Annotated in this window: 9 protein-coding genes, 1 tRNA gene and 1 pseudogene; 3 read left to right on the forward strand and 8 right to left on the reverse strand. The window is 71.5% G+C overall.

Features of this window, described 5'->3' with window-relative positions; all coding sequences use genetic code 11:
- Positions 1–55 precede the first annotated feature (55 nt).
- The 6 genes from ACFW2G_RS26180 to ACFW2G_RS26205 form a co-directional block, all read right to left on the reverse strand.
- The gene (locus ACFW2G_RS26180) at positions 56–361 is read right to left on the reverse strand and encodes an LPXTG cell wall anchor domain-containing protein (RefSeq protein ID WP_384582506.1); all 306 of its coding nucleotides are present in this window, start codon (positions 359–361) and stop codon (positions 56–58) included.
- A 98-nt stretch (positions 362–459) separates the two neighbouring features.
- Entirely contained in the window at positions 460–1,050 is a 591-nt protein-coding gene (gene pth / locus ACFW2G_RS26185; RefSeq protein ID WP_384448046.1) for an aminoacyl-tRNA hydrolase, read from the reverse strand.
- 99 nt (positions 1,051–1,149) lie between these two features.
- Positions 1,150–1,731, reverse strand: a complete 582-nt coding sequence (locus tag ACFW2G_RS26190) for a 50S ribosomal protein L25/general stress protein Ctc (protein WP_384448044.1) — start codon at positions 1,729–1,731, stop codon at positions 1,150–1,152.
- Between the two features lie 189 nt (positions 1,732–1,920).
- Positions 1,921–2,898 (reverse strand): ribose-phosphate diphosphokinase, encoded by a 978-nt coding sequence (locus tag ACFW2G_RS26195; RefSeq protein WP_037925196.1) that lies wholly within the window; start codon positions 2,896–2,898, stop codon positions 1,921–1,923.
- 133 nt (positions 2,899–3,031) lie between these two features.
- Positions 3,032–4,477 carry a bifunctional UDP-N-acetylglucosamine diphosphorylase/glucosamine-1-phosphate N-acetyltransferase GlmU gene (glmU, locus tag ACFW2G_RS26200; protein WP_037925198.1) on the reverse strand — a complete coding sequence of 482 codons (1,446 nt, stop codon included), beginning with the start codon at positions 4,475–4,477 and terminating at the stop codon, positions 3,032–3,034.
- A 107-nt stretch (positions 4,478–4,584) separates the two neighbouring features.
- A tRNA-Gln gene (locus tag ACFW2G_RS26205) sits at positions 4,585–4,659 on the reverse strand.
- 334 nt (positions 4,660–4,993) lie between these two features.
- Between ACFW2G_RS26205 and ACFW2G_RS26210 the strand changes: the two genes are divergently transcribed.
- Positions 4,994–6,271: a sensor histidine kinase gene (locus ACFW2G_RS26210; RefSeq protein ID WP_384582504.1), complete on the forward strand. Its 1,278-nt coding sequence runs from the start codon at positions 4,994–4,996 to the stop codon at positions 6,269–6,271.
- A 75-nt stretch (positions 6,272–6,346) separates the two neighbouring features.
- Here ACFW2G_RS26210 and ACFW2G_RS26215 read toward each other — a convergent pair whose 3' ends face one another.
- Positions 6,347–6,859, reverse strand: a complete 513-nt coding sequence (locus tag ACFW2G_RS26215) for an SUKH-3 domain-containing protein (protein ID WP_384448037.1) — start codon at positions 6,857–6,859, stop codon at positions 6,347–6,349.
- Positions 6,860–6,861: 2 nt separating this feature from the next.
- Entirely contained in the window at positions 6,862–7,422 is a 561-nt protein-coding gene (locus ACFW2G_RS26220; RefSeq protein WP_384448034.1) for a YwqJ-related putative deaminase, read from the reverse strand.
- 230 nt (positions 7,423–7,652) lie between these two features.
- On the opposite strand from ACFW2G_RS26220, the gene ACFW2G_RS26225 reads away from it, so the two are divergent.
- Both ACFW2G_RS26225 and ACFW2G_RS26230 read left to right on the forward strand, forming a co-directional pair.
- Entirely contained in the window at positions 7,653–8,648 is a 996-nt protein-coding gene (locus ACFW2G_RS26225; protein WP_078556797.1) for an SMI1/KNR4 family protein, read from the forward strand.
- Between the two features lie 7 nt (positions 8,649–8,655).
- Positions 8,656–9,637 (forward strand): annotated as a pseudogene (locus ACFW2G_RS26230) (hypothetical protein); the annotation flags it as partial.

Genomic DNA, 9,637 nt, shown 5'->3' on the forward strand with positions numbered 1-9,637 from the left:
CCCCCGCGCCCACCGGCGCGGGGGACCCCCTTTCGTCAGCCTCGTACTACGGGGCTCAGCCCTGGGCGCCCGAGCGGCGACGGCGGACCATCAGGAAGGCGCCGGCCGCGACCAACGCCGCCGCCATCGCGGCGAGCAGCCCGACCGGGGCGTCCGAACCGGTCTTCGCCAGGTCGCCCCCGGTCGTACCGCCGGAGGCCGGGGTCGACGCGGAAGGAGCGGGGGAGGACGCGGACGAGGAGGGCGATGTGCTCGCCGAGGACGACGGGCCTGCGCTCGTGCTCGCCGAGGTCGACGCCGAGGCCGACGCACTGGCACTGGCCGAGGCCGAGGCCGAGGTGGAGGCCGACGGCGCCAGCATGCTGACGCGACGCCGCCCCGGTCAAGAGCCAGATGTCTATCTTTGCTATGGTCCGACCCGCTCCGGGCCGCTTGTCCTATGTGAAGATGCCGGAACCGCTACCCGTTGTACGCCGACTGCGCGCGCTCCAGACCCTCCGAGACCAGGCACTCCACCGCGTCCGCCGCCCGGTCCACGAACCAGTCCAGCTCCTTGCGCTCCGTGGACGAGAAGTCCTTCAGCACGAAGTCCGCGACCTGCATCCGGCCCGGCGGCCGCCCGATGCCGCACCGCACCCGGTGGTAGTCCGCACCCATCGACTTGGTCATCGACTTCAGACCGTTGTGCCCGTTGTCCCCGCCGCCCAGTTTCAGACGCAGCGTCGGATAGTCGATGTCCAGCTCGTCGTGCACCGCCACGATCCGCTCCAACGGCACCTTGTAGAAGTCCCGCAGGGCCGTCACCGGCCCACCCGAAAGATTCATGAACGACATCGGCTTGGCGAGCACCACCCGCCGGTTCGCCGGCCCCGGCGGACCCATCCGGCCCTCGACCACCTGCGCCCGCGCCCTGTGCGCCTTGAACTTCCCGCCGATCCGCTCCGCCAGCAGATCGACCACCATGAACCCGATGTTGTGTCGGTTCCCGGCGTACTCCGCACCCGGATTGCCCAGACCCACGATCAGCCAGGGCGCCGCGTCGTCCGACATCAAAAGCTCCTTACCGCCTAGAACGAAGACGACCGCCGTCCCGCTCCAGTGGAGCCGGACGGCGGTCGGTCAGCAACTGCTGAGAGCGGGGGGCGAGGCTCAGGCCTCGGTGGCCTCGGCCTCGGCGGCCGGCTCCTCGGCCTGCGGGGCGACGACCTGCAGGACGGCGGTCTCGCCGTCGACGGCCAGGCTGGTGCCCGCCGGCAGCTTCAGGTCGGAGGCGTGCACGGTCGCACCGGCCTCCAGGCCCGCGATCGAGACGGTGATCTCGGTCGGGATGTGGGTGGCCTCGGTCTCGACGGAGACCGAGGTCAGCAGGGTCTCCAGCAGGTTGCCACCGGCAGCCAGCTCGCCCTCGGTCACGACCGGAACCTCGACGGTGACCTTCTCGCCCTTCTTGACGATCAGGAAGTCGACGTGGTTGATGACCGGCTTCAGCGGGTGGCGCTGCACGGCCTTCGGGATGACCAGCTCGGTGCCGTCGCCCGCGATGTCCAGGGAGAGCAGGACGTTCGGGGTCTTCAGCGCCATCATCAGGCCGTGGGCCTCGACGTTGACGTGCTTCGGGGCCGTGCCGTGGCCGTAGATGACACCCGGGGTCAGGGCGTCGCGGCGGGCCTGGCGGGCAGAGCCCTTGCCGAAGGTGTCGCGCAGGGTGGCGGAAAGCTTGACCTCGGACATGCTCACTCCTCGTGGGGTGACGGAAAACGGAACTGGAGTCACCCGGCCGAAACGGCCTGCTACGAAGAGCGCGTCGATAACGGAGTGCCCGCACACGAAAGTGCGGCCTCCCTCGCCGAGCAACTTCATGAGTCTACCCGGCGGGAAGGCCGCACTTCAAAAGGATCTACGCGGCGACCGCTCCTGCTGCTACTGCTGCTCCTCGAACAGGCTCGTCACCGAACCGTCCTCGAAGACCTCACGCACCGCACGCGCGATCATCGGGGCGATCGACAGCACCGTGATCTTGTCGAGCTCCAGGTCCGACGGGTCCGGCAGCGTGTTCGTGAAGACGAACTCGCTCACCTTCGAGTTCTTCAGGCGGTCGGCCGCGGGACCCGACAGGATGCCGTGCGTCGCCGTCACGATCACGTCCTCCGCACCGTGCGCGAACAGCGCCTCGGCCGCGGCGCAGATCGTGCCACCGGTGTCGATCATGTCGTCGACCAGGACGCAGACCCGCCCCTTGACCTCACCGACGACCTCGTGGACGGTCACCTGGTTGGCGACGTCCTTGTCGCGGCGCTTGTGCACGATCGCCAGCGGCGCGTCCAGCCGGTCGCACCAGCGGTCCGCCACCCGCACGCGGCCGGCGTCCGGGGACACGACCGTCAGCTTCGTGCGGTCCACCTTCGTGCCCACGTAGTCCGCGAGCACGTTCAGCGCCGAGAGGTGGTCCACCGGGCCGTCGAAGAAGCCCTGGATCTGGTCCGTGTGCAGGTCGACCGTCAGGATGCGGTCCGCGCCCGAGGTCTTGAGCAGGTCCGCCACCAGACGCGCCGAGATCGGCTCGCGGCCCTTGTGCTTCTTGTCCTGGCGGGCGTACCCGTAGGACGGGATGATCACGGTGATGGAACGCGCCGACGCGCGCTTCAGCGCGTCGATCATGATCAGCTGCTCCATGATCCACTTGTTGATCGGAGCCGTGTGGCTCTGGATCAGGAAGCAGTCCGCGCCACGCGCCGACTCCTGGAAGCGGACGTAGATCTCACCGTTCGCGAAGTCGAAAGCCTTGGTCGGCACGAGGCCGACTCCCAGCTGGTGCGCGACCTCCTCGGCCAGCTCGGGGTGGGCGCGGCCGGAGAAGAGCATCAGCTTCTTCTCGCCGGTCGTCTTGATCCCGGTCACAGCACTGTCTCCTCAGACGTGTTGAAGCTGCTCGCCCCCGTGTGCGTCCGTCCCGCACACGGTGAGCCAGCCGAATTGCGTGCGGCTACCACGGTACGCCGTTCGAGACGTACCTGTTTCCGGTCGGTTCACCTCAAGGGCGCCCGGAGTCCTCCGAGGCCGCCGACTGCGCAGCCGTGGCGGCGGCGCTTCCCGGACGCTTGCGGGCGACCCAGCCCTCGATATTCCGCTGCTGGCCACGGGCCACGGCCAGCGCACCGGGCGGTACGTCCTTCGTGATCACGGACCCGGCGGCCGTGTAGGCCCCGTCCCCGATGGTGACGGGTGCCACAAACATGTTGTCCGAACCCGTCTTGCAGTGCGAGCCGACCGTGGTGTGGTGCTTGTGCTCGCCGTCGTAGTTCACGAAGACGCTCGCCGCGCCGATGTTCGTGTACTCGCCGATCGTCGCGTCGCCCACGTACGACAGGTGCGGCACCTTGGTGCCCTCGCCGATCGTCGCGTTCTTCATCTCGACGTACGTGCCGGCCTTGGCCTTCGCCCCGAGCGTGGTGCCCGGACGCAGGTACGCGAACGGTCCCACGCTCGCGTGCGGGCCCACGACCGCGCTCTCGGCCACCGTGTTGTCCACGCGGGCGCCCGCGCCGACCCGGGTGTCCCGCAGGCGCGTGTTGGGGCCCACCTCGGCACCCTCGGCGATGTGCGTGGCCCCCAGGAGCTGCGTGCCGGGGTGCACGACCGCGTCCTGCCCGAAGGTCACCGTCACGTCCACGAAGGTGCCGGCCGGGTCGACGATCGTCACGCCCGCGAGCATCGCCTGCTCCAGCAGGCGCGCGTTCAGCAGGGCACGGGCCTCCGCGAGCTGCACGCGGTTGTTGATCCCCAGGATCTGGCGGTGGTCGCTGCCCACGGCCGCGCCGACTCGGTGCCCGGCCTCGCGCAGGATGCCGAGGACGTCGGTGAGGTACTCCTCGCCCTGGCTGTTGTCGGTGCGGACCTTGCCGAGCGCATCGGCCAGCAGAGCGCCGTCGAAGGCGAAGACGCCCGAGTTGATCTCGCGGATCGCGCGCTGGGAGTCGGTGGCGTCCTTGTGCTCGACGATCGCGGTCACCGCGCCGCCGGCGTCGCGGACGATGCGGCCGTAGCCGGTGGCGTCCGGCACCTCGGCGGTGAGTACGGTGACGGCGTTGCCGTCGGCGGCGTGCGTCCGCGCCAGCCGGTCCAGGGTCTCCCCGGTCAGTAGCGGGGTGTCGCCGCAGACGACGATCACGGTGCCGTCGACCGGCCCGCCGAGCTCTTCGAGGGCCATCCGGACGGCGTGGCCGGTGCCGTTCTGCTCGTACTGGATCGCGGTGCGGACGTCGGCGTCGATGCCGGCGAGGTGCGCGGTGACCTGTTCCCGGGCGTGCCCGACGACCACGACGAGGTGTTCGGGGTCCAGCTCGCGGGAGGCGGCGACGACGTGACCGACGAGCGAGCGCCCGCAGATCTCGTGCAGGACCTTCGGTGTGGCCGACTTCATGCGGGTGCCCTCACCCGCTGCGAGTACGACGACGGCTGCCGGGCGGTTGGCGCTCACGGGTGTGCCCTTCGGCTTCGGGAGTGGACCCGTGAAGGATACCGGGGCGTCAACGCCGTGAAACGAGGACGGGTCCCGACCTCTGCGGTCAGGACCCGAAGGCGTTGTGGCTCCCCTGCCAGGGCTCGAACCTGGAACAAATCATCCAAAGTGACCCGTGTTGCCAATTACACCACAGGGGATAGTCAATGTGAGTGAACCGGACATTTCGTCACTTGGTTCAATCCGCGGACCCCACTATGCCGCACCAGGCGCCCTCAATGCGACGGTACAACGCGCAACCTGCGGACACGCGGACGATCGGGCATCCCCGGTACTCCGCCCCGGTGTTCTTCCGGAGAGGGGGGAGCGCGTCGTCGCCGGGGCGGCGCGGGATCCCGGTCACGCCCTCGATCGTCGTCCGGAATGCGGGACTCGGGTCTCATGATGCGGGTGGTTCGCTCGCGTCCGCGACCGCGTGCCGTCCGCCGGAATTCTGTCGGTGGTCTGGAGGGACGCCTGCGTACGCTGGACGGCATGACCAGTACGGGGGAAGTGGAAGGCCGTGCCGCGCCGCCTTTGTGGTGGGCGCGGCGCCGGGATGCCGTGATGGACGTGGCGTTGGCCGGCGTGTCCGCTGCGGAGTGCGCGTGGGAGGGGGTGCCCTTCGCCCACGACGCGGGGATCCCGGTGGCCGTCGGCGTGCTGTTCGGCGCCGTGGTGGGGTCCACGCTGGTGCTGCGGCGGCGCTGGCCGATCGCGGTGGTGCTGGTGGGGATCGCCGTGGCGCCGGCCGAAATGGGGTTCCTGCTCTCTTTGGCGGGCCTGTACTCGCTCGCCTCGTCGGAGGTGCCCCGGCGGATCACGGCCGCGCTCGCCTCGATGTCGATGGTCGCGACCTTCGTCGTGATGTACCTGAAGACGCGGGGGGACGTGGAGGTCGGTCCAGCGTTCGTGGTCGCGCTGTCCGGGTTCGTCGCGGTGACGCTGACCGTGCCGCCGGTGCTGCTGGGGCTCTACGTCGGGGCCCGGCGCCGGTTGATGGAGAGCCTGCAGGAGCGGGCCGACTCGCTGGAACGGGAGCTTTCCCTGCTGGCGGACCGGGCCGAGGAGCGGGCCGAGTGGGCGCGCACCGAGGAGCGGACCCGAATCGCGCGGGAGATGCACGACGTGGTCGCGCACCGGGTATCGCTGATGGTCGTGCATGCGGCCGCGCTGGAGGCGGTGGCGGTCAAGGATCCCGCGCGGGCGGCGAAGAACGCGGCGCTGGTGGGGGACATGGGGCGGCAGGCGCTGACGGAGCTGCGGGAGATGCTCGGCGTGCTGCGGGCGGCGCCGCCGAAGGCGGCCGTGGCGGCCACCGCCGCGCCGGTGGGTCCGGTGGCGCCGGTGGTGCCGGTGGCGCTCGTGGGCGGCGCGGACGAGGGTCCTTCGCTGGAGGAGATCGAGGCGTTGGTCGGCCAGTCGCGGGCGGCCGGGATGGCCGTCGAGATGGTCGTGCAGGGCGAGGGGGCGGCGTACGCGGCGGAGGTGGAGCAGACGGCGTACCGGGTGGTGCAGGAGGCGCTCACCAACTGCCACAAGCACGCTCCGGGGGCGCGGGTCGTCGTGCGGCTGGCGCACCGGCAGGGCGAGGTGGCGATGCAGGTGGAGAACGGGCCGTGCGAGGGGCAGGCCGACGCGGTGGGGCTGCCGAGCGGTGGGAACGGGCTGGTCGGCATGCGGGAACGGGTGCTCGGGCTGGGCGGCGTGTTCGTGTCCGGTCCGACGGACGCGGGTGGCTTCCGCGTCTCGGCAGTCCTCCCGCTCCGCTAGTGCCCTGGCCGGAAGGTGTACCGGTTCGCGGTGTCCCATGTGGTGCAGCGCACGGTGGAGGGCCGCAGCGTGGGGTTACGGCGCCGTGGTGAGGCGTGTCGGCTGGAGGCCGGTCAGGAGCAGGGTCAGGGCCTCGTCGAGCGTGGAGCCGAGGTACCAGTCGCCGGTGTGGTCGATGCCGTAGACGCGGCCTTCGCGGTCGAGGGCGAGGTGGGACCCCCCGTCGGCCTCGACGCCGAGGGGGCAGAGCTGAGTGGACAGGGCCCGCCCCAGGTCGGCGAAGGTGCGTGCGAGGTGCAGCCCGGTGAGGGGGTCGATCCGTACCGGGGTCGGGGCGATCTGCCGGCCGGGTCCGCGGGCGGTGACGGTGAGGCCGCCGAACTCCGCCCAGGCCTCGACGGCTGCGGGGAAGACCGTGTGCCGGTGGCCGGCGGGGGTGGTGTGGTCGCGGAGGGCGTCGGCCCAGTACTCGGCCTGCTTGGCGTCCCAGCGGCCCGGTTCCCAGCCGGCGGTCCGCAGCGCGGAGTCCACCGCGGCCGGGAAGCGGGTGGTCGAGGAGCGGTCGTAGGAAGCGGAGGTGGTGGTCATGGCTACTCGGCTGGGGTGAGGTCGACGGGACGTACGCCGAAGTGGGCGAGGAGGGCGTCGCAGGAGCGGCAGGGGGGTGCGTAGCTGCCGTGGAGGGGGTCGCCGTCCTCGCGGATGCGCCGGGCGGTGATCTTTGCGTGCTTGAGGGAGCGGCGGGCCTCGCCGGGCGAGAGGGGCTTGCGGGAGGCGCGCCGGGAGCGGGCGGCCTCGACGGCGGACAGGTGGCGGGAGAGCAGTATCGCTTCGGGGCACCGTCCGGTGAAACGTTCGCGCTGGCCGCTGGTCAGGGTGTCCAGGAAATCCTGGACGAGGGGGTGGAGCGCGGGTGCCTGGTCGCCCTTGCCGGCGGTGCCGGTGAGGGTCTCGCCGCGCACGGACAGCGCGGCGGCGACGGTGGGCAGGATGCCGTCCCGGCGGAAGCGCAGGACGGGTGGGGTGGGCCGGCCGTCGCTGCTGCTCCAGCGCAGGCGGGGGTCGCCGGTGTGGCCGCCCGCTTCGGCGGGCGAGCCGGCCGCGTCGGCGGTGCCGTCGCCCGGTTCCGTACGTGTTGCCGTGTTCTGCATGGTCGCGCTTTCCCTCCCGTGGCGGCGGTGGTGACCGCTTTCGCGCACGCCCCCGTGCTGCGGGGACAGCCTGCCAAATGTCATCTGTCATACGGAAGCGGGGTCGAATTTTCGTATCAATTCGGATGTTCCTGACCGTCGGGCTGGTGTGCGGGTCGCGGGCAGGGGAGCCTCTTGCCCCAGCGCATAGGCTGTGGTGAACCAGCCAGATCCAGCAGGGGGCTACCGCCATGACGACAGGTCGGCTCGGGCAGCAGGCCGCGCCACCCAACGCCGCTTACTCGGGGCAGGTCGTGCATTTCCCGGACCCGGTCCGGGCAGCTCGGCATCCCCACGGAGTGCGGATGGACGGCGCCGGGCATCCGGACTTCTCCGCCTACGCGCGTGCGGCGGTGGAGATCGCCGAACCGCCCGAGGGTTTCGGCGTGGACGAGTTGAGGCTGACGGACTACGTGTCCGCGAACGCGGCGATGAAGGCCGCGGGGCACGCGTTGTGGGACACCGTCGGTCCGGTGGCGACCCCGCACGGCTGGACCTGGCACCACGTTGCGGGTTCGCGGCGCATGGAGCTGGTCCCGGTCGAGGTGAAGGCGCTGCTGCGGCATCACGCGGGTCTGGCGACGGCTCCGGTGGACCACGAGAAGCGCGGGACGCGGCCGTTGCAGGAGGTGCGTCCGGTGCACATGGGGCTCCCGAAGTCCGTGGTGTCGGTGTCCGAGAGCCAGGTGCAGGGTGTCGAGGAGGACCTCGGCTATCGGCTGCCGGAGGCCTACCGCTCGTTCCTGAAGGCGGCGGGCGGCTGCGCGCCGGTGGGCGCCGGCCTGGACGTGGACCTGGGCCTGTTGGTGGACCAGCCGTTCTTCACGGTGCGTGAGGAGGCGGCGGTCAACGACCTCGTCTACGTCAACAAGTGCCTGCGCGACCACCTGACGAAGGACTACCTGTGCGTGGGCTTTGCGCAAGGCGGGCTGCTCGCGCTGAAGGTACGGGGCGAGGGCACCGGATCGGTGTGGTTCTCCCCGTACGACGACGCCCGCGACCGGGACGGATGGTCGGTCCAGGAGCGTGTGGAGCGGCTGTTGCTGCCGTGCGGCGTTGATTTCGACGCCTTTCTGGAGCGGTTGGCGGGCAACCCGCCGGAACTGGAGACGGTGGCCGGTCTGATGGTGGACGGCGGATTCGCACGTTCGGTTCCGGTGGCGCGTGCCGGTTCGGATGAAGGGTGACGGCGCGGTGGTGACGTTTGCGCAGGCGCAGGAGCGCGCCGAGGAGTGGATCAACGGGGACGTGCCCGCGTACCAGCACCGGGAGGTGCGGGTACGGGAGTTCGGGCTCGGGTTCGTGGTGTGGGCGGAGGACCGCGCGGCGGGTCCGGTGTCGGGGGGCGGCCGGCAGCGGCTGGTCATCGCCCGGGACAGCGGTGAGGTGACGTTGTGGCCGGGACTGCCGGTGGGCGAGGTGATCCGCCGGTACGAGGAGGAGTACGGGGCCGTGGCATCGGCCGCGGCTTCGGAGGCTTCCGTTCCGCCGCCGCGGATCGACTCGGAGCAGACGTCGTTCATGCTGAGTCCGCCGGAGTGGTTGCAGGAGGCGGCGGACCGGGCGGGGATCGCGCCCCGGCCGGCCGCGGCTTCGGTGCCGTCGTCCGGCTCCTCCGCGGCTCCGGCGGCGCCCGCCGCCACCGATGCGGGGGCGGGTGCGGGTGCTGGTCCGGTGTCCGACGCCGATGCGGCATCCGCACCGGAAGAGTCCGGTTCGGCGGCGGCTCCGGGCGCCGCGGACGCGGTGCCGTTGCGGCGCGGGGGCGAGATCCCGTACGAGCCGACGGCCAGTGACGGCGTACCGGCGACGGCGGCGGCCGTGCCGACCGGGGCCACGCCGTGGGCGGGTACCGATGTGAACTCCGGCTTGGACGAGGCATCCGTGCCGCTGCCGGCGACCGTGTTCGCGCCACCGCTGTCCGGGTCGGACCTGGAAGACGCGCCGCGGTCGTCCGGGGCCTCCGAGGCGAAGACGACCCTGATGCCGGGCGGCAGCCAGCTGCCGAGGACCGCCGTCGTGCCCGCGCTGGGGTCTTCGCCGCAGGAGATCGCGGACGCGCCGACGGACAAGGCCCCGGTCTCGCGGCCGGACGCGGAAGGGGACTCGGCCGCGTCCCGGCCTGCTGCGCCTTCCGGGCCTTCTGGTCCGCCGGCGCCTCCTGGTCCGCCGGGGA

This window comes from Streptomyces sp. NPDC058880 (assembly GCF_042742535.1).
Lineage (GTDB): Bacteria > Actinomycetota > Actinomycetes > Streptomycetales > Streptomycetaceae > Streptomyces.